The 23,892-nt window shown below is 65.1% G+C and carries 23 protein-coding genes; 4 read left to right on the top strand and 19 right to left on the bottom strand.

Annotation, left to right across the window (positions count from 1 at the left end; all coding sequences use genetic code 11):
• Positions 1 to 3: 3 nt before the first annotated feature.
• Positions 4 to 573 (bottom strand): hypothetical protein, encoded by a 570-nt coding sequence (locus AB2B41_RS07555; protein ID WP_367877155.1) that lies wholly within the window; start codon positions 571 to 573, stop codon positions 4 to 6.
• Positions 570 to 1,157: a riboflavin synthase gene (locus tag AB2B41_RS07550; protein WP_367877154.1), complete on the bottom strand. Its 588-nt coding sequence runs from the start codon at positions 1,155 to 1,157 to the stop codon at positions 570 to 572. Before AB2B41_RS07550 ends, AB2B41_RS07555 begins: the two co-directional genes overlap by 4 nt.
• A gap of 132 nt (positions 1,158 to 1,289) precedes the next feature.
• On the opposite strand from AB2B41_RS07550, the gene AB2B41_RS07545 reads away from it, so the two are divergent.
• From AB2B41_RS07545 to AB2B41_RS07535, 3 genes are all read left to right on the top strand, one after another.
• Entirely contained in the window at positions 1,290 to 2,582 is a 1,293-nt protein-coding gene (locus tag AB2B41_RS07545) for a capsule biosynthesis protein (protein WP_367877153.1), read from the top strand.
• Between the two features lie 114 nt (positions 2,583 to 2,696).
• On the top strand, positions 2,697 to 3,839 hold the full coding sequence (locus tag AB2B41_RS07540; protein WP_367877152.1) for a polysaccharide biosynthesis/export family protein: 1,143 nt from the start codon (positions 2,697 to 2,699) through the stop codon (positions 3,837 to 3,839).
• A gap of 9 nt (positions 3,840 to 3,848) precedes the next feature.
• Positions 3,849 to 5,885 carry a capsular polysaccharide biosynthesis protein gene (locus AB2B41_RS07535; protein WP_367877151.1) on the top strand — a complete coding sequence of 679 codons (2,037 nt, stop codon included), beginning with the start codon at positions 3,849 to 3,851 and terminating at the stop codon, positions 5,883 to 5,885.
• A 14-nt stretch (positions 5,886 to 5,899) separates the two neighbouring features.
• On the opposite strand, the gene ribD is transcribed toward AB2B41_RS07535, so the two are convergent.
• Complete coding sequence (gene ribD / locus AB2B41_RS07530; protein WP_367877150.1) at positions 5,900 to 6,988, bottom strand: bifunctional diaminohydroxyphosphoribosylaminopyrimidine deaminase/5-amino-6-(5-phosphoribosylamino)uracil reductase RibD; 1,089 nt, start codon at positions 6,986 to 6,988, stop codon at positions 5,900 to 5,902.
• Positions 6,985 to 7,452, bottom strand: a complete 468-nt coding sequence (gene nrdR, locus AB2B41_RS07525) for a transcriptional regulator NrdR (protein ID WP_367877149.1) — start codon at positions 7,450 to 7,452, stop codon at positions 6,985 to 6,987. The genes ribD and nrdR overlap by 4 nt, the downstream gene beginning before the upstream one ends.
• Before the next feature lie 182 nt (positions 7,453 to 7,634).
• Here nrdR and AB2B41_RS07520 point away from each other — a divergent pair, with 182 nt between their 5' ends.
• Positions 7,635 to 8,306, top strand: a complete 672-nt coding sequence (locus AB2B41_RS07520; RefSeq protein WP_367877148.1) for an SDR family oxidoreductase — start codon at positions 7,635 to 7,637, stop codon at positions 8,304 to 8,306.
• Here the strand turns inward: AB2B41_RS07520 and AB2B41_RS07515 are convergent.
• From AB2B41_RS07515 to AB2B41_RS07445, 15 genes are all read right to left on the bottom strand, one after another.
• Positions 8,303 to 8,719 carry a secondary thiamine-phosphate synthase enzyme YjbQ gene (locus tag AB2B41_RS07515; RefSeq protein ID WP_367877147.1) on the bottom strand — a complete coding sequence of 139 codons (417 nt, stop codon included), beginning with the start codon at positions 8,717 to 8,719 and terminating at the stop codon, positions 8,303 to 8,305. The genes AB2B41_RS07520 and AB2B41_RS07515 overlap by 4 nt on opposite strands.
• 41 nt (positions 8,720 to 8,760) lie before the next feature.
• Positions 8,761 to 9,165: a hypothetical protein gene (locus AB2B41_RS07510; RefSeq protein WP_367877146.1), complete on the bottom strand. Its 405-nt coding sequence runs from the start codon at positions 9,163 to 9,165 to the stop codon at positions 8,761 to 8,763.
• A complete protein-coding gene (locus AB2B41_RS07505) occupies positions 9,162 to 9,560 on the bottom strand; it encodes a hypothetical protein (protein WP_367877145.1) in 399 nt (132 codons plus the stop codon). Before AB2B41_RS07505 ends, AB2B41_RS07510 begins: the two co-directional genes overlap by 4 nt.
• A 3-nt stretch (positions 9,561 to 9,563) precedes the next feature.
• The gene (locus AB2B41_RS07500) at positions 9,564 to 10,010 is read right to left on the bottom strand and encodes a hypothetical protein (protein WP_367877144.1); all 447 of its coding nucleotides are present in this window, start codon (positions 10,008 to 10,010) and stop codon (positions 9,564 to 9,566) included.
• A gap of 214 nt (positions 10,011 to 10,224) precedes the next feature.
• Positions 10,225 to 12,210: an RNA polymerase sigma factor RpoD gene (gene rpoD / locus AB2B41_RS07495; RefSeq protein WP_367877143.1), complete on the bottom strand. Its 1,986-nt coding sequence runs from the start codon at positions 12,208 to 12,210 to the stop codon at positions 10,225 to 10,227.
• Between the two features lie 131 nt (positions 12,211 to 12,341).
• On the bottom strand, positions 12,342 to 14,303 hold the full coding sequence (gene dnaG, locus AB2B41_RS07490) for a DNA primase (RefSeq protein ID WP_367877142.1): 1,962 nt from the start codon (positions 14,301 to 14,303) through the stop codon (positions 12,342 to 12,344).
• A gap of 73 nt (positions 14,304 to 14,376) precedes the next feature.
• A complete protein-coding gene (locus tag AB2B41_RS07485) occupies positions 14,377 to 14,841 on the bottom strand; it encodes a cupin domain-containing protein (RefSeq protein WP_367877141.1) in 465 nt (154 codons plus the stop codon).
• 66 nt (positions 14,842 to 14,907) lie between these two features.
• On the bottom strand, positions 14,908 to 15,222 hold the full coding sequence (locus AB2B41_RS07480; protein ID WP_367877140.1) for a hypothetical protein: 315 nt from the start codon (positions 15,220 to 15,222) through the stop codon (positions 14,908 to 14,910).
• Positions 15,223 to 15,255: 33 nt separating this feature from the next.
• Positions 15,256 to 15,798 (bottom strand): sarcosine oxidase subunit gamma, encoded by a 543-nt coding sequence (locus AB2B41_RS07475; RefSeq protein WP_367877139.1) that lies wholly within the window; start codon positions 15,796 to 15,798, stop codon positions 15,256 to 15,258.
• A complete protein-coding gene (locus AB2B41_RS07470) occupies positions 15,791 to 18,727 on the bottom strand; it encodes a sarcosine oxidase subunit alpha family protein (RefSeq protein ID WP_367877138.1) in 2,937 nt (978 codons plus the stop codon). Before AB2B41_RS07470 ends, AB2B41_RS07475 begins: the two co-directional genes overlap by 8 nt.
• Entirely contained in the window at positions 18,724 to 19,005 is a 282-nt protein-coding gene (locus AB2B41_RS07465) for a sarcosine oxidase subunit delta (RefSeq protein WP_367877137.1), read from the bottom strand. Before AB2B41_RS07465 ends, AB2B41_RS07470 begins: the two co-directional genes overlap by 4 nt.
• 78 nt (positions 19,006 to 19,083) lie before the next feature.
• Positions 19,084 to 20,337: a sarcosine oxidase subunit beta family protein gene (locus AB2B41_RS07460; protein ID WP_367877136.1), complete on the bottom strand. Its 1,254-nt coding sequence runs from the start codon at positions 20,335 to 20,337 to the stop codon at positions 19,084 to 19,086.
• A 119-nt stretch (positions 20,338 to 20,456) separates the two neighbouring features.
• Positions 20,457 to 21,209 (bottom strand): isocitrate lyase/PEP mutase family protein, encoded by a 753-nt coding sequence (locus AB2B41_RS07455; protein WP_367877135.1) that lies wholly within the window; start codon positions 21,207 to 21,209, stop codon positions 20,457 to 20,459.
• Positions 21,209 to 22,279 carry a bifunctional transcriptional activator/DNA repair enzyme AdaA gene (locus AB2B41_RS07450; protein WP_367877134.1) on the bottom strand — a complete coding sequence of 357 codons (1,071 nt, stop codon included), beginning with the start codon at positions 22,277 to 22,279 and terminating at the stop codon, positions 21,209 to 21,211. The genes AB2B41_RS07455 and AB2B41_RS07450 overlap by 1 nt, the downstream gene beginning before the upstream one ends.
• A 97-nt stretch (positions 22,280 to 22,376) precedes the next feature.
• Complete coding sequence (locus AB2B41_RS07445; RefSeq protein ID WP_367877133.1) at positions 22,377 to 23,807, bottom strand: Glu/Leu/Phe/Val family dehydrogenase; 1,431 nt, start codon at positions 23,805 to 23,807, stop codon at positions 22,377 to 22,379.
• Between the last annotated feature and the right edge of the window lie 85 nt (positions 23,808 to 23,892).

The following is a 23,892-nucleotide window of genomic DNA, read 5'->3' as shown; positions in this document are numbered from 1 at the left end:
CGGTCAGCCCGCGAAATAGCGACCGGCCTCAAGATACCCCGCCGCCTGAGCGGCCACGGTCCAATCCCGCTCCAGCGTCGTATCGCCCACGATCAGCACCTGGTCGCGGCTCAGCCGCCGCTCGGCGATGAAACCCGCCAGATGCGCCCGCATCTCGCCCCAGCTATCGGTAAAGGTCGGTGCCACGCCCACCGCATCGAGCACCGGGTTCGCCAGCCCAACCGCCTGCGCGTTCAGCGGCCTGTGCACCAGCGCCAGCTTCTGCGCGCCCTTGACGGCACCGAGCGCTTCGCCACGGGCCAAAGGCATGTAGGGGTTCTCGGCCCGCACGACCCGCAGCGCATTGGACGAAAACAGAAGCCCCATGATATCGCGCCCGCTGGCTTTGCGCACCGCGGCATAGGTCGGGTAATCCAGCCCCAGCTGATGTGCGCGGGCGACATGCATCCGCACCACCATCAGCGGCATGGTCTTGGGCATCGCATCGGCGCGCGCCTTCTTCCACAGGAAGGTGCGCCATTTCTCGCCCCGCTCCATCGTGGGGCCCTGGTTGTGACCGATACCAGCCATCATGACATCTCCGACAGCCGCGCGACATAGCGGGCCAGCGTGTCGATCTCGAGGTTCACACGGTCGCCGACCTGCACATCGCCCCAGGTCGTCACCTTCTTTGTGTGCGGGATGAAGTTGATCCCGAAATCGCAGCCATCGACCTCGTTGACCGTCAGCGAGGTGCCGTTCAGCGCCACCGACCCCTTGGGCGCGATGAACCGCGCCAGCGCCTTCGGGGCGCGCAGCGTCACCCGCGTGCTGTCGCCTTCGTCCTTCATCGCAACGACCTCGGCCACCCCATCCACATGACCCGAAACGATATGCCCGCCAAGTTCATCCCCGACGCGCAACGCCCTCTCAAGGTTCACGCGCCGCCCGATCTTCCAGTCGGAAAGATTCGTCTTTTCAACGGTCTCGGCGCTGATCTGCACCTCGTACCAGTCAGGACCCAGTCCCACCACCGTCAGGCACACGCCGTCGCTCGCGATCGACGCCCCCATGTCAATGCGCCCGGTGTCATAGGCAGTCCTGATCCGCGCCCGCAGATCGCCCTCCTGCGCCAGCGCGGTGATCTCGCCCACGTCGGTGATGATCCCGGTAAACATCTGAATGGCTCCTCTGATCGGTCACCAACCGAGGTAGCGGCAGCACCTCATCAAGGCAAGAAGCCCGTTGCGCAATCTTTCTTAACCAGTTTTCGTTTTATTCAGCATCAACTTGAGCGTAACAAGGAAGCAATGAAGGTGAGCAGCGCAGAAAACAGGGTCTTTCTCTTCCTGCAGGGGCCCCATGGACCTTTCTTCGACCGCCTCGGAAAGATGCTGCGGCGGGCGGGCGCACAGGTCTTTCGCGTCGGCTTCAACGCAGGCGATCAGGCCTTCTGGTCGGACCGCGCGCATTTCATCCCCTTCCGCGAGCGGGCCGAGGACTGGCCCGATCGTCTGCGTGGCCTGATCGCGGAAAAGGGGGTGACAGACCTTGTTCTCTATGGCGACACGCGGCCTGCCCATGCGCAGGCCGTGGCCGAGGCCAGGAAACGCGGCATCACCGTCCACGTCTTCGAAGAAGGCTACCTGCGCCCCTACTGGATCACCTACGAACGCGGCGGATCGAACGGGAATTCGCGACTGATGGAGATGAGCGTGGCCGAGATGCAGGCGGCGCTGGCGCTCACCGACATGGAAGGACCGCTGCCGCCCGGCCACTGGGGCGACATGCGCCAGCACGTGTTCTACGGCGCGCTCTACCACTGGCACATCATGTTCCGAAACGGCGGCTACCGCAATTTCAGGCCGCACCGCAGCCTGCCTGTCTCGCAAGAATTCCGGCTCCACCTGCGCCGCCTGCTCCTGATGCCTTTCTTCGCGGCCCATCGCATGCTGGCCACGCGCCGCATCCGCAGGGGCGGCTTTCCCTATCACCTGGCGCTCCTGCAGCTCGAGCACGACAGCGCCTTCCAGATGCATTCCCCTTTCGACCGCACAGCCGATTTCCTCGAGGTGGTCATCGACGGATTTGCCAGGGGCGCGCCCAAGCACCACCACCTCGTGGTCAAGGCCCATCCCCTTGAGGACGGGCGGGCCCAAATCCCCCGGACCCTGCGGCGGCTGGCGCGCGAGAAGGGGATCGCCCGCCGCGTCCATTACGTGCGTGGCGGCAAGCTGGCACAGCTGCTGGACGAGGCCCGCACCGCCGTCACCGTGAATTCCACCGCCGGCCAGCAGGCCCTGTGGCGCGGTATCCCGCTCAAGGTTTTCGGCAAGGCGGTCTATGCCAAGCCCGAATTCGTGTCGGATCAGCCGCTGCCGGACTTCTTCGCGCAGCCCGGCCGCCCCGACACCCGGGCCTACCGTGACTTCCGCCGCTATCTTCTTGAAACCTCGCAAGTTCCCGGCGGTTTCTACTCCACACGGGGCCGCCGCCAGTTGCTGCGCCTCGTCACCGACATGATGCTGTCCCCGCAAGACCCCTACGACGCGTTAAGCACAGGCACCGCGGCCCCACGGCAACAGTTGCGCCTTGTGACCTGAAACGATCCTGCGCCCGACTAGCTTTTGCGGCCCACCTGAAGTAGCATCGCGCCAATTACGTCGGAAAACCGGCGAGTTATGAGGCAGAGTTGAACAGGTCGAGGAGACCGGGCAGTGAAATTCCATCTTTCCCGGTGGGCGCGTCCCATCGCAGCAGTGGCGGCGTTGGCCGTCGTGTCGTCTTGCGGATTGCCGTCACCCGGTCCGAACAAGCGCCAGATTTTCGCAGGTTCCGTGCAAAAGCAGGGCGACGCCTTCGTTGTCTCCGTCAATGACCGCGTGACCCGTGCAACCGCTGTCGTGCCCGCGCTCGGCTTCTCGGAGGCCTTCAAGAACGCGGCGCTTCTGGGGTCCGACGTGATCCGCCCCGGCGACGTGCTGGGCATCACGGTCTACGAAAACGTCGATGACCCGCTCTTGGGCGTCGAAGGCTCCCCCGCCACCGTGCTCGAAGAGGTACAGGTCGACGGCGCTGGCTTCATCTTCATTCCCTACGCAGGCCGCATCAAGGCCGCGGGCAACACGCCCGACGCGATCCGCCGCATCATCACCAACAAGCTCGGCGAACAGACGCCCGACCCGCAGGTCGAGGTGCGCCGCGCCGCCGGTGACGGCTCTACCGTCTCGCTCATCGGCTCTGTCGGCTCGCAGGGCGTCTATGCCATCGAACGGCCCACCCGGACACTTGGCACCATGCTTGCCCAGGCCGGCGGCGTGACCATCGAACCCGAGATTGCCCAGATCACCGTGATCCGCGGCAGCCACCGCGGCAAGATCTGGCTTCAGGACCTCTATGACCACCCCGAACTGGACATCGCTCTGCGCGGTGGCGACCGCATCCTTGTCGAGGAAGACACGCGCTCCTTCACCGCGCTCGGGGCGACCGGCGGACAGGCCCAGGTGCCTTTCGAATCCCAAACCCTTTCCGCACTGGAAGGCATCGCGCAGGTTGGCGGGCTGAACGCGGGCACCGCCGATCCCACCGGCGTCTTCATCTTCCGCAACGAACCGGCAGAGATTGCGGGCGCCGTCCTGGGCCGCACCGACCTGCAGGGCGCACAGCGGATGGTCTACGTTCTGAACCTGACGGAACCCAACGGCATGTTCATGGCCCGCGATTTCGTCATTCGCGATGGCGACACCATCTATGTCACCGAAGCGCCCTTCACACAGTGGAGCCGCGTCATCTCCGCGATCACCGGCACGGCGACCTCGGCATCCAGCCTGACCACCCTGACGGACGGCAGCGGAGGCTGATCCGGCAGCATGGCTCTCGGGCCTGAGACATACGACACACCCGCCGCCGGTCCGGAACAGGACCGGCGGCTTTTCGTCTACAATGGCGGCTTTCTCAGCCAGAAACGCGTGCGCCGCATCCTGCAACTGTCGGGCTATTCCCTGCACCTCGGCGTGCCGGGCGAAGACGACATGGTCGCCGTCTGGGGCAACTCCCCAACCGCCCACCGGGGCGAGGCCGTCGCGGCCCGCCGGGACGCGCCGATCCTGCGGGTCGAAGACGCCTTCCTCCGCTCCCTCCACCCCGGCCGCGCCGGCAGTCCGCCGCTGGGTCTCCTGCTCGACGCCAGGGGCCTGCATTTCGACCCCGCCACGCCCTCCGAACTCGAAGAGCTTCTCACCAACCACCCGCTCGACGACACCGCGCTCCTGAACCGCGCGCGCGGTGCGATCGAGCGTCTTATCGAAACCCATCTGACCAAGTACACCGCCTTCGATCCCGCCATCCCCGCGCCCGACCCCGGTTACGTGCTGGTCATCGACCAGACCCAAGGCGATGCCTCCGTCACCGCCAGCGGCGCGGACCGCGCGCGCTTCATGGAAATGCTGGTCTTCGCGCAAGAGGAGCACCCCGGCGCCCGCGTCATCATCAATACCCACCCCGAAACCGCGCAGGGCTTTCGCCCCGGCTATTTCGGCCCTCAGGATGAGAACAATCGCATCACCCTGCTGAGCGATCCCATCAGCCCCTGGCGTCTGTTCGAAAGCGCTGTCGGCGTCTACACCGTCTCCTCACAGATGGGTTTCGAGGCGATCTTCGCCGGTCACAAACCCCGCGTTTTCGGCCAGCCCTTCTACGCGGGCTGGGGCCTCACGAACGACGAATTCCCCGTCCAGCGCCGCCAGCGCAAGCTCACCCGCGCGCAGCTTTTCGCTGCCGCCATAATCCTCTATCCGAAATGGTACGATCCCTACCGCGACCGCCTCTGCCCGCTTGAGGACGCCATCGAAGCACTTGCCGCCGAAACCCGCGCATGGCGCGAGGACCACCGCGGTTGGACCGCCTCCTCAATGCGCCTGTGGAAACGAAAGCCGCTCCAGCAGTTCTTTGGTCAATACAAACCCGTCATTTTCGAGGACGACCCCGCCAAGGCCCGCCAGACCGGGCGCCCCTGGATGGTCTGGGCGGGCAAGGCCGACGTCGGCCACGCCGATGCCGTTCGCGTGGAGGACGGCTTCCTGCGCTCGCGCGGCCTCGGCGCGGAACTCATCCCGCCCCTATCCCTCGTCTGCGACGACCACGGCATCTACTACGATCCCGCCCGCCCCTCGCGGCTCGAAGCCCTCATCGCCGCCCGCGCCGATCTGCGCCCCGACCAGCACGCCCGCGCGCGCAGGCTCATTGACCGCCTCACGACGGACGGTCTCAGCAAGTACAATCTCGGCGGCACAACGCCCGACCTCACTACTTTGCCCCCCGGCAAACGCATCCTCGTCCCCGGGCAGGTCGAGGACGACGCTTCCATCCGCACCGGCACCGACCGCATCGCCACCAACCGCGCGCTCCTGCAAGCCGTGCGCAACGCGGAACCCGACGCCCGGATCATCTACAAACCCCACCCCGACGTGGTCGCAGGCCTGCGCGACGGTGGGCCGGACGCCTCCGACTTCGCCGATCTCATCCTCCCCGACGCCGATCTCATCGCTCTTCTGCAAGAGGTCTCCGAGGTCTGGACCATGACCTCCCTCCTCGGCTTCGAGGCGCTTCTGCGCGGCATCCCCGTCACCACGCTCGGCTGCCCCTTCTACGCAGGCTGGGGCCTCACCCGCGACCTCGGAGACGTCCCGCCGCGCCGCCGCGCCACGCCCAGCCTCGAAGGCCTCGTCCATGCGACTCTCATCGACTACCCCCGCTACCGCGACCCCGTCAGCGGCCTGCCCTGCCCTGTCGAAGTGATCGTCGACCGCCTCGCCGCCCAAGACATCCCAAGCCCCGGCCCGGCGAACCGCCTCCTCTCCAAACTACAGGGATTATTCGCCAGCCGCGCGCACCTCTGGCGGCGCTGAGCAGAAGTCAGAAGCTACCCACGCTCCCAGACGTGCAGCACATCCTTGCCGACCGCCTGCGTCGACACGAGCCGATAACGCGGCGCCTCGCTCAGCCGCGACAGCCCCATCGCGCCGATCCCCGGCAGCCCTTCGGCCCCGATCACCACACCGGCGGTGAAACCAATCAACCGATCCACCAGATCCGCCTCGATCAGCGAGGCCGCCAGCGCCCCGCCGCCTTCGCAGAACACCCGCGTCAGCCCATGCACCCCCAGCTGCCGCAGCACGTCCCCCGGATCAAGCTGCATCCCCCGCACCGCACAAGACAGCAACGTCGCCCCCAGATCGCGCCACGTCTGTTGCAACGCATGATCCGCATCCGGCCCGTGACAAATGATCACCGGCACATCCTTTGCCGTCCGCGCCAACTGCCCCATCAGCGGCAGGTCCAGCCTGCGCGACACGACAACCCGCGCGGGCTGCCGGTCAATCCCCAGATCGCGTACCGTCAGCCCCGGATCGTCCTTGCGCGCGGTGCCGCCGCCGACCATCACCGCATCGTGCCGCGCCCGCATCCCGTGCACCAGCCGCCGCGCGTCCGGCCCGGTGATCCACTGGCTCTCGCCGGTTCCCGTCGCAATCCGCCCGTCGAAGGAATTGGCCAGCTTCAGCGTCAGCAGCGGCCGCCCCACCTCGGTCTTGGTAAAGAACCCCTCGTGATCGCGCCGCGCCTCGTCCTCGCAAACGCCGACCAACACGTCGATCCCCGCCGCGCGCAGTATCTCTATCCCCTTGCCATCGGTCCGCGCGTCGTTATCGGCCACGGCAATAACCACGCGCCCGACCCCCGCCGCCACCAGCGCTTCCGCGCAGGGCGGCGTCTGCCCATGATGCGCGCAAGGCTCCAGCGAGACATATATCGTCGCCCCCCGCGCCGCCGATCCCGCCTGGCGCAACGCCTCGGTCTCCGCATGCGGCCTGCCGCCGTCCTGCGTCCAGCCGCGCCCGACGATCCGCCCGTCCTGCACGATGACACAGCCCACCGCCGGGTTCGGCCAGACACGACCCTGCCCTCGCCGACCCAAACTCAAGGCCAGCGCCATGAAGCGGGTGTCGCTCACTCTTCTCTGGGATGTTCCGGGCGCAGCTCCGCCACGAATTTATCGAAGTCGTCCGCCGCCTGGAAGTTCTTGTAAACGCTCGCAAACCGCACGTAAGCCACCGTGTCAATCCGCGCCAGCGCCTCCATCACGATCTCGCCGATGGTCTTGGACGGAATATCCGTCTCGCCCATGCTTTCCAGCCGCCGCACGATGCCCGAAATCATCTGGTCGATGCGCTCCGGATCAATCGGCCGCTTCTGCATCGAGATGCGGATCGACCGTTCCAGCTTGTCGCGATCGAAATCCTCGCGCTTGCCCGACGACTTGATCACCACGAGGTCACGCAGCTGAACCCGCTCATAGGTGGTGAAGCGCCCGCCGCAAGCCGGACAGAACCGCCGCCGCCGGATCGAAACGTGATCCTCCGCCGGGCGCGAGTCTTTGACCTGGGTGTCGATGTTTCCGCAAAACGGGCAGCGCATGGGCCGTCCCCCCTTATTCCTGCCGATCCTTGTGGGGTGTCTCCCCCATTAACCCAAACTTATAGGCCGTCCGCGAGGTTTTGGGTAGAGAAGATTTTCACCGCAATATCTTGGGTGCAACCGGGATGAACCCGATGCCCTCCCAACGCGTTGGGCCGGGAACAATCAAAACGGAGCATACAATGACCAAGACCCTCTTCATCACCGGCGCCTCCACGGGCATCGGTGCCGCCACCGCCCATGCTGCTGCCAAAGCAGGCTGGAACGTCGGCCTTTTCGCCCGCAGCGAGGACAAACTGAACGCGCTTGCCGCTGAGATCGGGGAAAACGCTCTCGCCCTGCCCGGCGACGCCACCGATTACAACGCGCAGAAGGACGCCATCGGCAAGCTGGTGGACAAATTCGGCGGCCTCGACGCCGCCTTTGCCAACGCGGGCCGCGGCACATCCAAGGCGGGGACCGAGAAAGGCGATCCGCAAGACTGGAAGGAAATGGTCGACCTCAACATCATGGGTGCGCTTTACACTGCCCACGCCGCCCTGCCGCACCTGCGCAAGACCACGGGCCAATACGTCGTCACCGGCTCTGCTGCCGGTCGCCGTCATATCCAGGGCTCGATCTACGGCTCGACCAAGTGGTTCATCCACGGTTTCGCAGGCAATCTTGCCGATGAGATGGCCGAATGGGGCGGGCGCTGCATGGTGGTTTCGCCCGGCATGGTCGACACCCCCTTCTTCGACGAGGCTAAGCCCGACAAGCTCAAGCCCGAAGACGTCGCAAACGCCGTCATGCACGCACTCACGTCACCCGCCCGCGCCTGCATCCGCGAAATCCACCTGATGCCGACGGGCTAATCGCCCCTGAAATGCGCCGCCACCTGCCGGGTGTGCGGCGCATCGCGATGCTCGAACAGGTAAATCCCCTGCCACGTGCCCAGCCGCATCCGCCCCGCCTGCACCGGAACCGACAGGGAGATCGGCAGCATCGCTGCCTTGATATGCGCGGGCATATCGTCCGGCCCTTCCATCCTGTGCCTGAGATAAGACATCGACGGATCATGCGCAGGCGGCACCAACCGTTGATAAAAGGCCAGCAAGTCCGTCTGCACATCCGGATCCGCGTTCTCCTGTATCAGTAGCGAGGCCGAGGTATGCCGGATCATCAGCGTCAGAAGCCCGTCACCCGCCCCCCGCAGCCATCCGGCCACGTCATCGGTGAACTCGTAAAGTCCCTGCCCACGGGTCTGAAGCGTGAAAGTCGTCTGCATGGCGGCACTTTGGCGCGCTGCACCGACGATAGCAACCAAGCCTACTTGGTCGACCGGGTAAAGGCATCGCGGCAATACCGGCGCGCCTGAAAGGATTTCAGCGTTGCCCCCGGCTGGCGTACCGTTAGCGTCACACGGTCCGGGTTCGCGGGCGGCAATCCCGCATCACTGGTCGAAAACACGACCCCCATCTCCCCCGGTGCCGTCACGCTCGGCCCGCGTGGCCGCTTGACATAAAGCGCGGTCAGCTCCGAGCGACCGCTGCGCCGCTCGATAAAGGTCGCAGCCCCGCACCAGAACTCCGCGGCGCCGAAATTCGTGCCTTGGATCACCTCGAAATCGGTGGCATTGATCGGGTTGATGACAATCGTGTCCTCTTCACCCGTGGTCGCCGCCACAAGCGGCAGCGCGGAAATCATGGCAATCGCGGCAAGGGCATGTCTCATCGGTCGATGGTTCTCGCGTCCTGGCAAAAAAGAAGGGCGTGATCGACAGATAGGTTGGAGCCCGGCGCGCTCAAGCTCATGCCCACCACGAGGACACGGCGCGGCGTCAGCCCGGTGGGGTCCATCGTGAACCGCACCGGCCCCCGCTCACCAAAGGCGAGCCTGCGCCCCTGAGCGATATAGATGCGGTCGAACCCACCCGCCCCCAGCACATCCAGCGCGTAATCCGCCGCCGCACACCACATGCCGCGCGCGCCCTGCCCGCCGCCGCTCGATATCTCGAACCCACCGGCCACGGGTGTCACGATCACGCCATTCTCGGCCCGAAACGTCTGGGCCTGAAGCGGCCCGGCCAGAAGCACGCCGGAGAGGGCGGAAATCAACAATCTGCGCATGGATTACCTCCGGATGCGGGGATAGAAAATGTCCTCCAGTTCAAGCTCGTAGTCGCGGCAAAACTGGTAGGCGTGATGCAACGGCAAGCTCAGGCCAGCGGTGCGCACCGTCACCGAATAGGACCGCGAGGGGCTCACCCCCAGCGCGTTCACATCAACGGTAAAGACCACGCCGATCCGCCCCGCCCCGCTGATCGACCGCCCGCGCGGCGTCTTGACGTAAAGGCGCTGCTCGCGCGGCACCCGAAGCGCATGGATCGCGTAATCCGCCGCCGCACACCACATGCCCCGAGCGCCCTCTCCCCGCGCCTCGATCACCTCGAAGTCCGTTGCATTGAGCGGCACAACCGTCAGCAAATTGAACGCGCGATAGGCCTGCGCCGTGCCCTGCATGGGAAACACGATGCCCAGCACGCAGAGACAAAGGAACAGATGTCGAAGAATACCCATGATGAAACCCCGCTTCCCGGTCAGTCAAAGGATAGGGCAGCGGAATGACCCGTCAAAATCACGCTTGCGTCACAGCCGCGCCGCTGCCCTGCCTGTCAAACTAGCCGCAAGAGTGTCGGCACCCTTGAGCTATCTCAAACCGCTTTGCTTCCCAGACAGAAAACCCGGCCAAAAGGGCCGGGTTTCACATTGAATTTCAGAGCCTTGCAGCGCCTTACTGATCCAGGAAAGACCGCAGCTTCCGGCTCCGCGAGGGATGCTTGAGCTTGCGCAGCGCCTTCGCCTCGATCTGGCGGATACGCTCGCGTGTCACGCTGAACTGCTGGCCCACTTCCTCAAGCGTATGGTCGGTGTTCATCCCGATGCCGAAACGCATCCGCAGCACCCGCTCTTCACGCGGCGTGAGGCTGGCCAACACCCGCGTTGTCGTCTCCTTGAGGTTTTCCTGAATCGCACTGTCCAAAGGCAGCACCGCGTTCTTATCCTCTATGAAATCGCCAAGCTGGCTGTCTTCCTCGTCGCCAATCGGCGTCTCCAGAGAAATCGGCTCCTTGGCGATCTTCATCACCTTGCGGACCTTCTCCAGCGGCATCTGCAGCTTTTCCGCCAATTCCTCCGGCGTGGGCTCGCGCCCGATCTCGTGCAGCATCTGGCGACCCGTGCGCACCAGCTTGTTGATCGTCTCGATCATATGCACCGGGATACGGATGGTGCGCGCCTGATCCGCGATAGACCGCGTGATCGCCTGACGGATCCACCATGTCGCGTAGGTCGAGAACTTGTAGCCACGCCGGTACTCGAACTTGTCCACCGCCTTCATCAGGCCGATGTTACCTTCCTGAATAAGATCAAGGAATTGCAGGCCACGGTTCGTGTACTTTTTCGCAATCGAGATCACCAGGCGCAGGTTCGCCTCGACCATTTCCTTCTTGGCCTGACGGGCTTCTTTCTCGCCCTTCTGCACCTGTGCCACGATGCGCCGGAATTCAGAAATATCCAGACCCACATACTGGCCCACCTGCGCCATGTCCGCGCGCAGATCTTCCACCTTGTCGGTAGAGCGCTCGATGAACATCTGCCAGCCGCGTCCGGATTTCTCGGCCATCCGGTCCATCCAGTTGGGGTCAAGCTCGTAGCCGCGATATTCGTCGATGAACTCCTTGCGGTTGATGCGCGCCTGGTCCGCCAGCTTCACCATGGCACTGTCGATCTGCATGATGCGGCGGTTGATGCCGTAAAGCTGGTCGATCAGCGCCTCGATGCGGTTGTTGTGCAGGTGCAGATCGTTCACCAGTGCCACGATCTCGCTGCGCAACTCCTGGTACTTCGTCTCCTGACTGTCGGAGAACGATCCGTCCTCGTTCAGCGTGGCCGAAATACGGCTGTCCTGCATCTCGCTCAGCTTGGCGTAATCGGCGGCGATCCGGTCGAGCGATTCAAGCACCTGCGGCTTCAGTACCGCTTCCATCGCGGCCAGCGACATGTTGGCCTGATCGTCCTCGTCGTCATCGTCGTCCGAGGCGATGGGATTGCCGTCCGCATCCAGCTCCTGCTTGTCCTCGTCCTCTTTCTTATCGTTCGACGCGCCAGCGGAGGGCACCACGGGCGAGGTATCCTCGTCGTCACCCATCTGGTTGCCGAAGGTCGCTTCAAGGTCGATCACGTCGCGCAGCAGGATGTCCTCGGACAAAAGTTCGTCGCGCCAGATGGTGATTGCCTGAAAGGTCAGCGGGCTTTCGCACAGCCCCGCGATCATCGTGTTGCGTCCCGCCTCGATCCGCTTGGCGATGGCGATCTCGCCCTCGCGGCTCAGCAGTTCGACCGACCCCATCTCGCGCAGGTACATGCGCACCGGGTCGTCCGTGCGATCCAGCTTCTCGGTCGTGCCCGAGGAAAGTGCCACTTCCTTGTTGCTGTCGGTCGTCGTGAGTTCGGTGGAGCCCTTCTGCTCCTCCTCCTCGGCGTCCTCATCCTCGATGATGTTTATGCCCATCTCCGACAGCATCGACATCACGTCCTCGATCTGTTCCGACGATACCTGGTCGGGCGGCAATACGGTGTTGAGCTGGTCGTAGGTGATGTAGCCTTTCTCGCGCGCCTCGGCGATCATCTTCTTGACCGCCGCCTGGCTCATATCAAGCGAGTGACCGCTTTCACCGTCGTCGTTCTTGGCGTCTTCGTTCGTGTCCTTAGCGGCCATATGTGTCCCTCCAGCGCCGGTGCGCGAATCAGTAGCAGGTGATTCGCTCAAAACGAATCATGCGGGTTTCGGGGTGATTCTTAAACCCGATATCCTGCTTTTTCCTAAAGTGCCTGCCAAAAGGTCACGGGTTATCCACGGCCCTTCGACTTGCTGAAATTGATGGTCCCAAGCAGCGTGTCCCAAGCGCTGCGCTCGTCTTTGCTGATGCGCGCGCCGTTGTCGCCCACATCGTATTCGGCCTTGTCTTCCTGGCCCGAGCGCTTTGCCAGATCGGCGGCGCGCGCGGCCTCAGACAGCCGCCATGTCACGCCTTCGTCCGCCACCCCGCTCAGGTCTTCCATCGCTTCCGCGATCTCGGCATCCAGCCCGCGTGCGGCCTCCAGCTTGGCCAGTTCCTCGGCTACGGTGAGACTGGCCATCTCGATATTGCCCGGATTGCGCACACAGGGTGTGATGGCAACGTGGCTCTGGGACAGCAGGTTTTCAAGGGCGTCCGGCCCCAGCGCGCCCGAAATTTTCTCGCGCAACACCTCCGCGCCCTCGTGCCCGTGACGCAGAAGCAGGTCGCGCAGGCTGCGGTGTTCCGGGTCGGTGCAGGTCATGGCTTCAAGCCCGCTCTCGAATTCCTCGACAATCTGCGGACAGGTGGCAAAGGCCGCAAGGATCACCGCCTCACGCAGGTGCTCCATCGTCCGCGCGTCCGTCGCCGCCGCCAGAACCGATGATTTCGTCGTCGGCAACGGCGCCTGCGGCACGGCGTTCCACTGCCCCTTTCCGCGCGCGCCTGTCTGCCGCCCACTCCCCTGCGGACGGAACAGTTTCCACCGCAGGTCCTTGATTTCCTGACCGTAATGGCTGCGGATCGACGGGTCCTTGATCAGCATGATCTTTTCCCGCAACGCCTTGTCGAGCGCCGCTTTCCGCTCCGGACTGTCGAACACCCGCCCTTCGGTCTCGCGCTGCCACAAGAGCTGCACCATCGGCACCGCCGCATCGATCAGCTTCTGAAACGCCCCCGCCCCCGCAGCCTTCAGCAGATCATCCGGGTCCTGCCCTTCCGGCATCATCACGAACCGCAAGCTGCGCCCCGCTTCCAAGAGCGGCAGCGCCAGGTCAATCAGCCGCATCGCCGCCCGCTGCCCCGCCGCATCGCCATCGAGCGTGATGATCGGCTCGGCATCGATCCGCCACAGCATCTGCAACTGGTTCTCGGTTATGGCCGTACCAAGCGGCGCCACCGCCGCCTCGAACCCCGCGCCCGCCAGCGCGATCACGTCCATGTAGCCTTCCGCCACCAACAAAGGCTTGCCCTTGCCCGCCGCCGCCCGCGCCTCTTTCACGTTGTAAAGGCTCCGCCCCTTGTCAAAGAGCAGCGTCTCCGGCGAATTCAGGTATTTGGCGTTGTCATTCGGGTCCATCGCCCGCCCGCCAAAGGCAATCGCCCGCCCCCGCGCGTCGCGGATGGGGAACATGATCCGCCCCCGGAAGGTATCATAGGGTTTGCCGCCCTTCGTGGACGGCTTGGCCAGCCCCGCCCCGAGGATCAGTTCATCCGAGACATTCTTCCCCTTCAGCGCATCCCAAAGCCCCTGCCAGCTGTCGGGCGCAAAGCCGATCTCCCACCGCTCCAGCGCCGCCTCATCCAGCCCCCGCCGCGCTAGGTACGTCCGGACCTCCTCCGCCGCCGCCGTTTTCAGCTGCAACCGGAACCAGCGCACCGCCAGTTCCATCACCTCGGCCAGCTGCGCCCGCTCGTCCGCCTTCTCCGCCGCCTTCGGATCTCGCGCGGGCATCGTCATCCCTGCCTCGCGCGCCAGGATTTCGACCGCCTCCATGAAGCCGACATTCTCGGTCTCCCGCACGAAGGAAATCGCATCCCCCTTCGCGTGACAGCCAAAGCAATAGTAGAACCCCTTGCGGTCATCCACATGAAAAGACGCTGATTTTTCCTGATGAAAGGGGCACGGCGCCCACATGTCGCCCTTGCCCTGATTGGACTTGCGCGCATCCCACATGACCTTGCGCCCGACGACCTGTGACAGGCTCGACCGGCTGCGCAATTCGTCCAGAAATCCGGGTGGCAGGCTCATGCCTGTTTATATTGGTGCGCCTTGCTCAGAGTCCAGAAGCCCCAACCGCCCCGGTGGCGAAAACGATGAACCGCTAGCCCTTCGTCTCTACCGGCGTCCCGTCACCCCGCGTGAACACCCTTCGTTCGGCAGTATGCCGCAAGACCAGATCGTGATCCGGATAATGCACCGCGCCCGCCTCCGCCCGCGTTCCGACCACCAGCATCACCGCATCCCGGTCCGACCGGTTCTCGAGACAATGCGCCACCGGCGTCCCGGAGTTCCAGCCCGCCGCCTCCCCCGCCGTCAGGACGATTTCGCTGTCCTCGATCAACACCAGCTCGCCGGAAACCACATAGACGAACTCATCCTCCGTCTCGTGCCAATGCCTGTGCGAAGACTGCGAGCCGGGCGGCAGCCGCTCCAGATGCACCCCGAATTGCGTCAGCCCGACCGCATCGCCCAACGCGATGTCCGCATAGGGTCCGTTGTCCACACCGGTCAGCGGATGCGGCTCGCCCGCATGTTCCACCCATTCCTGCACATCTATCTTCGGCATCGGTCCAGAACGCCTTCAACGTCAAAGCGGCACTTGCCCCGGCAATAGGCAACCACGCCTCTCAGCTCACTGCTGCAGGCAAAGCTCTTTCCAGGCCGCCGCGAAGTCCTCATTCCGGATGTCCCGCATCGAAACATCGCTGCCGTAAAGCCAGCCCGCGATCAGCGGGATGGCGTTGTTGTAGTTCTCCGGCCAGGTCGCCTTTTCCGCCACATGCTGCTGCACCTGCCGCTCTCCGACCCGGTCCTTGCGCGCCTGCTGCACCGCCGCCACGACCTCCGCCTGATAGCCGCAGTCCGTCGCCTTATCCATGCTCTGCGCCCCGCCCGGCCCCGCGAACATCGCCACCACTGCCACCGCCAGAATTTCCGCTCGCACCATCATTGCCTCCTTCGCACCGGATTCGCCGTGAGCTTATCCGCGCGCGGCAACGGCGGCCATAGCCGCCTTGAGGTCATGCACCAGCGTCCCCGCCATCGACCGGAACACCATGATCATGAATTGATCCGCCCCCAGCTTCGTGATCGAGGCATTCATATGCATCACCTGGCTGCGCACGGTATGCCCCCGCTTGAAAACCGCGTCGCGCAAATCCACCGGCACCAGCCGCGCCAGCACATCGACCGCCCCCGCGCCCTGCAAAGACACCACCGCCCAGGCATCCGACTGATCGACCACCGCCCCATGCGTGCCCAGCGCCGCATCCGGCGCAGGCCCCATCAACAGCGCCTCACCCCGCCCGAACCACAGGCAGCGCGCGCCCTCCTTGCCGGTACTCCGGTTGGGCTTAGGCAAAGCGCATACATGCGCCTTCTCCAGCGCCGCCGACATCTCCGAAGCGTCCCCGAAAGGTGACAATGAAGTCAGCCGACCGGGCGTCATCTCCTCCAGCGTCACCGCCCCAATATGCAACGGCAAAAGCCCCGCACAGGGGCGCGTTTCCTTCAACTCAACCACGCACCCGCTCCCCTTCCGGATCGAGGAAGACGGGCGAACACACCTCAACCTCCGTCTCCACCCCGCGCAAATGATCCACCAGCCGCACGATCTCCCCGTGCCGCTCCGGCCCCCGCGCGAGGAACCCCAGCCCGATCATCCGCCCCATATCGGGCGAGAACCCGACCGAAGACACATGCCCCCGGTAATTCACCCGCACCGCCTCGGCTTCCCGGTCAAAGAGATGCGCCCCCGCCGTCATCTTCCCTGCAGGGTCCAGCGGCTTCAGCCCCACAAGCTGCGGCCGTTTCTCGTCCACCAGCCCGGGCCGCGCCGCCATGGTCTTGCCGATGCAGTCCTTCTTGTCCGACACCATCCGCGCCATCCCGATGTCGAACGCGGTCGCACGTCCCTCGATCTCCGCGTGCGTGATGAACCCCTTCTCGATCCTGAGCACGTTCAGCGCCTCCATCCCGTAAGGCCCGCCGCCCATCTCTTCGGCAAGCTTGAGCAGCACATCGAAGAGGCTCGCCCCAAAGCGCGACGGCACCGCGACCTCATAGGCATGCTCCCCCGAGAACGAAATCCGAAAAAGCCGCCCCTCGACGCCCCCGATTTTCACCGGCCCGCAAGCCATGACCGGCCAGCTCTCCCCGTCGATCTCCGCATCCAGAAGCCCGTTCAGCAATTCCCGTGCCTTCGGCCCCGCAACCGCGAACTGCGCCCATTGCTCGGTGACCGAGGTGAACGCCACCTCCCACTCCGGATGCAGACACTGGGTGACGAACTCCAGATGCTTCATCACGTTGCCCGCCGCCGCCGTGGTCGTCGTCATGACAAAGTGCCGCTCCCCCAGCCGCGCGCAGGTCCCGTCATCCATGACGAACCCATCCTCGCGCAGCATCAGCCCATAGCGCACCCGCCCCACCTTCAGCGTCGAGAAGGTATTCGTATAGACGAAGTCGAGAAGCTTCCCCGCATCCGGCCCCTGAATGTCGATCTTGCCGAGCGTCGACACATCACAGACACCCACCGCCCGCCGCACATAGCCCACTTCCCGATCACAGGACTGCCGCCAGGTGCTCTCCCCCGCCTTCGGGAAATAGCTCGGCCGGTACCACAACCCCGCCTCGATCATCGGCGCGCCCATCTCCACGGACCGTCTATGCGACGTCGTCCAGCGCTCCGGTGCAAACCCGTGCCCCTGAGCCCCCGCCCCCATTGCCGCGATGCTGACCGGCGTATAGGGCGGCCGGAAGGTCGTCGTCCCGGTCTCCGGTATCCCCCGCCCCGTCGCATCCGCCAGGATCGCCAGCGCCGCCACGTTCGAATTCTTCCCCTGATCCGTCGCCATGCCTTGCATGGTGTAGCGCTTCATATGCTCGACCGAGCGGAAGTTCTCCACCGCCGCCTGTTTGACGTCCTTGACGCTCACGTCGTTCTGGAAATCGAGCCATGCGCGCCCCTTGCCCGCCACCGCCCACAAGGGCGCATGGGCATAGGGCGCATCCTCCGCCCGCGGCACCTCGACCTCCACGGCCTTCTTGCCCAGCGCCTTCAGCGCCGCATTGCCCTTTTCCACCCCGTCCGACAGGCACCCATGGGTCGAGAACACCCCATTGCAGGCCCCCGCCACATCCATATCCGGAATACTGCCGTCACTCGGCACAAAGGCCTGAATATCCTCCCGCCACGCAGGTCGCCCGCCCATGTGACAGGTCAGATGCACCGTCGGGTTCCAGCCCCCCGATACCGCCAGACAATCCACCTGCAAGGCTTCCTCGCCCCCCGCCGTCCGGATCGTCACGCTCTCCAGCGCATTGCGCCCGCCCGCGTTGCAGACCTGCGCACCCTTGAAGACACGCCCGTCGAAATCCGCCACACCCACATCCGTCCGGCTGTCGATCAACGCCGCCACATGCACCCCCGCCGCCGCGAGATCGCGCGCCGTCCGATGCGCATCGTCATTGTTGCCAAAGACCGCCACCCGCCGCCCCGGGCTGACACCCCATCGGTTGAGATAGGCCCGCACCGCCCCCGCCGTCATGATCCCCGGCCGGTCGTTGTTCTGAAAGGCAATGGGCCGCTCGATCGCCCCCGCGCAAAGGATCGACCGCTTCGCCGCAATCCGCCAGAAACACTCCAGCGGCGCCCCGCCGCCCCGCCGCGAGTTGTGCTGGTTCACCCGCTCGAGCGCCCCGAACATGCCGCCGTCATAAGCCCCGGTCACCGTCGTGCGCGCCATCAGCCGCACGTTCTCCATGCCCTCAAGCTCCGCGACGACCTCCGCCGCCCAGGCCGCCCCCGACTGGTGCCCAACAGCCCCAGTCTCCGCATTCAAACGCCCGCCCATCAGGCTGTCCTCATCCGCCAGGATCACGTCGAGCCCGCCGCGCGCCGCCGTCAAAGCCGCCATCAGCCCCGCAGTCCCCGCCCCGATCACCAACAGATCGCAAAACGCATAGGCCCTTTCATAACAATCCTCGTTGGTCTTGCCCGACAACGCCCCCAGACCCGCCGCCTTGCGGATCACCGGCTCATAAACCGCCTCCCAGAACCGCTTCGGCCACATGAAGGTCTTGTAATAGAACCCCGCCCCCAGAAAGGGTGCGGCAAGGTCATTCACCTCCATCACGTCGAACCCCAGCGACGGCCATGCATTCTGCGACCGCGTCACAAGCCCGTCGTAGACCTCCTGCACCGTGGCGCGCACGTTCGGTTCCTGCGCGGCCCCCTTGCCGGTCGTGATCAACGCATTCGGCTCCTCGCTTCCCGCCGTCAGCACGCCACGGGGCCGGTGATACTTGAACGACCGCCCCATCAGCTTCACACCATTGGCCAAAAGCGCCGAGGCCACCGTATCCCCGGCAAACCCGCCATAACGCACTCCGTCAAAGGAAAACGACACCGGCCGCGCCCGGTCGACCAGCCCCTTGCCCGCGACCCTCATGCCCCGCCCCCCATCTCGCGCTTCACATCCGCCGCCAGACGCACAGAAGAAATCGCATGGCTCACCGTGTCGCGCGTGACCACCAGCCAGGCCCCGCACCCCCCCTCATGCTGCCAGAGCTCCTCGGTCACCCCTGCCGCGTTCTCCCTCAGATGCAGGTAGTCGTCCCACGCCGCCTCCCCCGCGTCCGGCGCTGGCCGCGCCAGCCGCACCGCCGCGCCCTGGTAATAGAACTCCCGCCGGTCCCGCAGACCACACAAAGGACAGTCAATTCTCATGCCAACTTTCCCCTCCGGGCACACTGCACCGGCTTCATCTTTCCACTACAACTCCGACACAGCATCTCAGCCTCCCTATCAATGCAGGTTATGCTGAGACCCCGTGGCCTCTTCATCCATCAGCCCCCGCCCGGTGCGGAACCGGTCCAGCCGGTACTTCGCCGCAGGCGCATGGTGCTCCCCCGTGGCGATCAGATGCGCAAAAGAAAACCCCGACCCCGGCACCGCCTTGAACCCGCCGTAACACCAGCCGCAATCGATGAACAAACCTTCCGTATCCGTCTTGTCGATGATCGGAGACCCATCCGGCGTCATGTCCATGATCCCGCCCCAGGACCGCAGCACCTTTGCCTTGCCGATCATCGGCATCAGCGTCATCGCCGCCTCCATCACATGCTCCGCCATCGGCAGATTGCCGCGCTGCGCGTAAGAGGCGTAGAAATCCAGATCGCCCCCGAACACCAGCCCGCCCTTGTCCGACTGGCTGATATAGAAATGCCCCATGCCGAAACTGATCACGTGGTCGATCACCGGCTTCAGCCCTTCACTCACGAAAGCCTGCAACACATGGCTCTCGATGGGCAGCCGCATCCCCGCCATCGCCGCGACCTGCCCAGAGCGCCCGGCAACAACAACCCCCACCTTCTTCGCCCGGATCGCCCCGCGCGTCGTCTGAACCCCGCGCACGCGGCCGTTCTCGATGTCGATCCCCGTCACCTCGCACTGCTGGATAAGGTCCACGCCCCGCTGGTCCGCCCCCCGCGCATAGCCCCAGGCCACCGCGTCATGCCGCGCCGTGCCCCCGCGCCGGTGCAAGAGCCCCCCGTAGACCGGAAACCGCACGTTGTCGAAATCGAGATAGGGCAGCAGGTGCCGCACCGCGTCCCGGTCGAGCAGTTCCGCATCGTCCCCTTGATTGATCATCATGTTCCCCCGCCGCGCAAAGGCATCGCGCTGCCCGTCGGAATGGAAAAGGTTGATGATCCCCCGCTGGCTCATCATCGCGTTGTAATTGAGGTCCTGCTCCAGCCCCTCCCAGAGCTTCAGCGAATGGGAATAGAACTGCGAATTGCCCTCCTGCCCGTAATTCGCCCGGACAATCGTGGTGTTTCGCCCCACGTTGCCGCCGCCAAGGTAGCCTTTCTCCAGCACCGCGACATTCGTGAGACCGTGGTTCTTGGCCAGGTAATAGGCGGTCGACAATCCATGCCCCCCGCCCCCGATGATGACGATATCGTATTCCGCCTTCGGCTCCGGATCACGCCAATGCGGCGTCCAGCCCTTGTTGCCGGTCAATCCCTCGCGCAGCACGCGCCAGCCAGAAAAGCCCATCCGATGTCCCCCCGGTTCGTCACAGCCATTCAAGCCGTCCCGGTCAGGAGTATCAATGCGCAATTTCCCTCAGTTGGCGTGCCGCGCCATAAGCTGTCCCGCTTGCGACCTCGCCCCGTTCAGACCATGGCCGCTTCTGTCAGCGCCTGCATCGCCGCGAGATAGGGCGCAGGCCCGTGGCTCACCCGCGCCACGCCCGCCGCGGCAAGGCTTTCCACGGACACACCCATATCCATCCGCATCACGTTGACCGGCAAATCCTGCCCCGCGCAAACCCCGGCGATGAGGCCGGCGTCTGCAAGACCCGGCACGAAGAGCCCATCCGCCCCGGCTTCGCCGTAAGCCAGCGCCCGCTCCAGCGCCTCCCCCATCAAATCCTCATGCGCCCCCTCGCGCCCGCCAAAGAACACATCCGTCCGCGCGTTGATGAACAGCGGCGCCCCCATCCGCTCCGCCGCACCACGCACCGCCGCAATCCGCGCCGCCTGCTCCGCGATCCCATGCAAGCCGTCGCCGCCCACAACCCGATCCTCGAAATTCAGCCCCGCAACTCCGGTCCCGATCAACCGGCCGACGTTCTCCGCCACAGCCTCCGGCGACACCGCATAGCCCCCTTCGAAATCCACGCTCACCGGCACATCGACCGCGCCCACCACCTGCCCCGCCACGCGCAGGGCATCCTCCATGGGCAAGGCCTCACCATCCGCAAACCCCTGCGCCGCCGCCACCGCCCAACTTCCCGTGGCCACGGCCCGGGCCCCCGCCTCCGCCACCGCCTTCGCCGATCCCGCATCCCAGATGTTCCAAAGCACCAGAGGTGCCCCCTTCACATGCAACGCCCGAAACGCCTGACACTTCTCCACCTGATCCATCACTCAACTCCCTGCCTCATCCGCGCGTATCCGCGCTCCAGTTCAATCAACGCCTGCTTGCGCCACAGCCCGCCGCCGTAACCTGTCAGCGACCCGTCCGCCCCGATCACCCTGTGACAGGGGATCGCAATCGCAACCGGATTGGCCCCGTTCGCCCGCGCCACCGCCCGCGTCGCCTCAGGCCGTCCGATCGTCCGCGCGACCTCGGCATAGCTTCGCGTCTCCCCCGCCGGAATCCTCCGCAGCGCCCGCCAGACCTCCTGCTGAAAGGCCGTGCCCAGCGGCGCGAGCGTCGTCTCGAACCGCGCTGACCGCCCCGCCATGAACGCCGCCGTCTCCGCCTCGATCTGGTCCGTCACAGCAAACCGACCGAACCCCAGCGACCCCTTCGCCGCCGCATAGAGCCGCTTCAATTCCCCCGGCAAAGCCTTGCGCTCCGCGAACTCCAGCAGATGCACCGCCCGCGCGTCGCTTACCGCGATCATCGGCCCCAGCTTCGTCTCGATCCAATCGGCGCGCAGCAGCGCATCCTTCACGAATTTCCCTGGCGCCAGCCCCAGCCACTTGCCAAAAGCCGCCCGGAAGGCCGCCGGGCTGTCGTAAGACGCCTCCATCTGCGCATCGATCACCCGGCCGCCCTCGGGCAGCGCCGCCGCGCCCATCCGCAACCGCTCCAGCCGCGCCATCTCAAGAAACGTCATCCCGAAATGCCGCTTGAACGCCCGCCGCGCCGTCGAAGGGTCCACCCCCATCGCCGCGACATCGCTCTCCAGCCAGCGCCGCCCCGGCTCATCCCGCAACGCCGCCAACAAGCGACCGACCACCGGATCGCTCTCCGCCGCCGGTCCCATCGGGTGACACTTTAGGCAGGCCCGGAACCCCGCCTCGATACATCCGCCAATCGAGTCGAAGAACACGCAGTTCTCCCGCTTGGGCTTCCTCGCCGCACAGGTTAGCCGACAGAACACGCCCGTCGAGGTCACCCCCACCCAGGCGCGCCCGTCAAAGCCCGCATCCCGTGCGATCAGCGCGTCATAGAGGGCGTCATCATCTGGTAAATCGAACATCATGGCTGAGGCATAGCGCGCCGCCGCACCCCTGTCCGCCTGCGATCGGGCATCTATTCAAGAAAACCGAAAAGGGGCGCAAAAACCGCGCCCCCATCCGTCAGAGCCCCTTGGCCTTGTAACTCGCCGCCACCTTGTTGATCGACACGAGGTAGGCCGCCGTCCGCAAATCCTCCACGTCGTCCCGCCCGTGCCAGACCTGCGCCATCGCCTCGTAAGCCGTCGACATCGTGTCATCGAGACCCGAGCGCACCAGCTCCAGCTCGCCCGCCCCGCGCAGGTACTTCTCCTTGAAGTTCGGGCTCAGCTGCCAGCCGATGCCGCTGTCGGCACTCAGCCGCTCCAGCTCGTCGATGATCAGTTTGTGGCGCGTCTCCTCCTGCCGCCGCTGCATCCGGCCGAAACGGATGTGGCTCAAGTTCTTGACCCATTCGAAATAGGACACCGTCACGCCGCCCGCGTTGGCATACATGTCGGGGATGATCACCGTCCCCTTGCGGCGCAGGATCTCATCCGCTCCCGCCGTCACCGGCCCGTTGGCGGCCTCCACGATCAGCGGCGCCTTGATGCGCTCCGCGTTGCTGAGGTTAATCACTCCCTCCAGCGCCGCCGGAATGAGGATGTCGCACGCCTCCTCCAGCAAGGACGCGCCCTCGGTATGCATATGCGCATCCGGAAAGCCCTTGATCGTCCCGTGCTTGGCGATCCACTGATGCACCGCCTCCACGTTCAGACCCGCTTCGTTGTGCAGCGCCCCATCCCGCTCGATAATTGCGGTGATCAGGCAACCGTCCTCCTCGCTCAGGAACTTCGCCGCGTGATAGCCCACGTTGCCAAGCCCCTGAATGATCACCCGCTTGCCCTCAAGCGTTCCAGACAGCCCCGCCTTCTTCATCCCTTCCGGATCGCGAAAGAACGCATGCAGCGCGTATTGCACCCCGCGCCCCGTAGCCTCCGTGCGCCCCTGGATGCCGCCCGCGTGGGTCGGCTTGCCCGTGACACAGGCCACGCCGTTGATGTCTGTGGTGTTCATCCGCTTGTATTGGTCGGCGATCCAGGCCATCTCGCGCTCGGCGGTGCCCATGTCGGGCGCGGGCACGTTCTGCGCGGGGTTGATCATGTCGCGCTTGATCAGCTCATAGGCAAAGCGCCGGGTGATCTGTTCCAGCTCATGCTCATTCCATTCCCGCGGATCGATGCAAAGCCCGCCCTTCGACCCACCAAAGGGCGCGTCCACCAAAGCGCATTTGTAGGTCATCAGCGCCGCCAGCGCCTCCACCTCGTCCTGGTTCACGGCCATCGCGTAGCGGATGCCGCCCTTGACGGGCTCCATATGTTCTGAATGCACGGAACGGTAACCGGTAAAGGTCTCGATCTTGCCGCGCAGCCGCACGCCAAAGCGCACCGTGTAGGTGGCGTTGCAGACGCGGATCTTCTCCTCCAGCCCCGGCGGCAGGTCCATCAGCGCCACGGCGCGGTTGAACATGATGTCCACACTCTCGCGGAAACTCGGCTCGTTGGGGGGCTGCATCGGGTTCTCCTGTCTTCGATCGGTGGCCGCAACCGGCGCGGTCAAATGAAAACGACGACTCGCTTTCGGCTCGGCAGCCTTCCGC

Origin of the sequence: Sulfitobacter sediminis (assembly GCF_040811725.1) — a bacterium.
Classification (GTDB): Bacteria; Pseudomonadota; Alphaproteobacteria; order Rhodobacterales; family Rhodobacteraceae; genus Sulfitobacter; species Sulfitobacter sediminis.
Note: the sequence above shows the minus strand (reverse complement) of the source record. Positions and strands in the feature narration are given on the sequence as shown.

Coding starts and splice junctions, on each gene's coding strand:
- AB2B41_RS07555 (WP_367877155.1), bottom strand. CDS start 573: ATGATGGCTGGTATCGGTCACAACCAGGGCCCCACGATGGAGCGGGGC.
- AB2B41_RS07550 (WP_367877154.1), bottom strand. CDS start 1,157: ATGTTTACCGGGATCATCACCGACGTGGGCGAGATCACCGCGCTGGCG.
- AB2B41_RS07545 (WP_367877153.1), top strand. CDS start 1,290: ATGAAGGTGAGCAGCGCAGAAAACAGGGTCTTTCTCTTCCTGCAGGGG.
- AB2B41_RS07535 (WP_367877151.1), top strand. CDS start 3,849: ATGGCTCTCGGGCCTGAGACATACGACACACCCGCCGCCGGTCCGGAA.
- nrdR (WP_367877149.1), bottom strand. CDS start 7,452: ATGCGCTGCCCGTTTTGCGGAAACATCGACACCCAGGTCAAAGACTCG.
- AB2B41_RS07520 (WP_367877148.1), top strand. CDS start 7,635: ATGACCAAGACCCTCTTCATCACCGGCGCCTCCACGGGCATCGGTGCC.
- AB2B41_RS07515 (WP_367877147.1), bottom strand. CDS start 8,719: ATGCAGACGACTTTCACGCTTCAGACCCGTGGGCAGGGACTTTACGAG.
- AB2B41_RS07510 (WP_367877146.1), bottom strand. CDS start 9,165: ATGAGACATGCCCTTGCCGCGATTGCCATGATTTCCGCGCTGCCGCTT.
- AB2B41_RS07505 (WP_367877145.1), bottom strand. CDS start 9,560: ATGCGCAGATTGTTGATTTCCGCCCTCTCCGGCGTGCTTCTGGCCGGG.
- AB2B41_RS07500 (WP_367877144.1), bottom strand. CDS start 10,010: ATGGGTATTCTTCGACATCTGTTCCTTTGTCTCTGCGTGCTGGGCATC.
- rpoD (WP_367877143.1), bottom strand. CDS start 12,210: ATGGCCGCTAAGGACACGAACGAAGACGCCAAGAACGACGACGGTGAA.
- dnaG (WP_367877142.1), bottom strand. CDS start 14,303: ATGAGCCTGCCACCCGGATTTCTGGACGAATTGCGCAGCCGGTCGAGC.
- AB2B41_RS07485 (WP_367877141.1), bottom strand. CDS start 14,841: ATGCCGAAGATAGATGTGCAGGAATGGGTGGAACATGCGGGCGAGCCG.
- AB2B41_RS07480 (WP_367877140.1), bottom strand. CDS start 15,222: ATGGTGCGAGCGGAAATTCTGGCGGTGGCAGTGGTGGCGATGTTCGCG.
- AB2B41_RS07470 (WP_367877138.1), bottom strand. CDS start 18,727: ATGAGGGTCGCGGGCAAGGGGCTGGTCGACCGGGCGCGGCCGGTGTCG.
- AB2B41_RS07465 (WP_367877137.1), bottom strand. CDS start 19,005: ATGAGAATTGACTGTCCTTTGTGTGGTCTGCGGGACCGGCGGGAGTTC.
- AB2B41_RS07460 (WP_367877136.1), bottom strand. CDS start 20,337: ATGGGCTTTTCTGGCTGGCGCGTGCTGCGCGAGGGATTGACCGGCAAC.
- AB2B41_RS07455 (WP_367877135.1), bottom strand. CDS start 21,209: ATGGATCAGGTGGAGAAGTGTCAGGCGTTTCGGGCGTTGCATGTGAAG.
- AB2B41_RS07450 (WP_367877134.1), bottom strand. CDS start 22,279: ATGATGTTCGATTTACCAGATGATGACGCCCTCTATGACGCGCTGATC.
- AB2B41_RS07445 (WP_367877133.1), bottom strand. CDS start 23,807: ATGCAGCCCCCCAACGAGCCGAGTTTCCGCGAGAGTGTGGACATCATG.